Below are 668 nucleotides of genomic sequence, written 5' to 3' on the forward strand. Positions count from 1 at the left end.
TGACAACACCCTTATCCTCACTTTTCATGGGTAAGGGGTTTTGTGTTCAAAAATCGATAAATCAGACAATATCCGTGGTTTTCGTTATATACAATCGAAGGGGTAAGCCATGCAACTGTCGTGGCAATTATGAGTGAAATCGGAATCGACGGATTTAAAAAATTTGAAACAGCTAAACAGTTTGGTTCCTGGTTACGCCTGGCTCCGAATAATAAAATATCAGGAGGGAAAATCCAGAGCAATAAAATACCAAAAGGGAGCAACCGCCTAAAAATAGCACTCCGGAACGCGGCAAATGCTATTAGAAATTTAAAAGATACACACTTGTCTGACTTCTTCCGGCGAATTGCTTTTCGTAAAGGACGACAGGCTGCTGTTCCTGCAACTGCCAGAAAACCGGCAACAATTATATGGACAATGGTGGTCAAAAAAGTTCCATACAATACACCTAAAGAATACTTGTTCCTAGACCAGAAAAGAAAGATGGGAATAGCAAAAAGAATTAAAAAACAAATGGCTAAATTTGACATAAAACCTGACGAAATTGGATTAGGTAACTCTCTGAGCCCCAATTACAATTTTTAACGTTAGTCAGAATTCCCCTATTAAAGTGGAGTTTATTTTGATTATTGATTTTTAAAAAATAGTTTTGATAACGGGAATGAGCC

At 37.6% G+C, this 668-nt stretch carries 1 protein-coding gene; it reads left to right on the forward strand.

Going from position 1 to position 668, the window contains the following annotated elements; translation table 11 throughout:
* The first annotated feature begins 93 nt into the window (after positions 1-93).
* Positions 94-585 (forward strand): transposase, encoded by a 492-nt coding sequence (locus K5G00_RS29505; RefSeq protein ID WP_317235575.1) that lies wholly within the window; start codon positions 94-96, stop codon positions 583-585.
* Positions 586-668 lie beyond the last annotated feature (83 nt).

The organism is Maribellus maritimus, assembly GCF_022267315.1.
Lineage (GTDB): Bacteria > Bacteroidota > Bacteroidia > Bacteroidales > Prolixibacteraceae > Draconibacterium > Draconibacterium maritimum.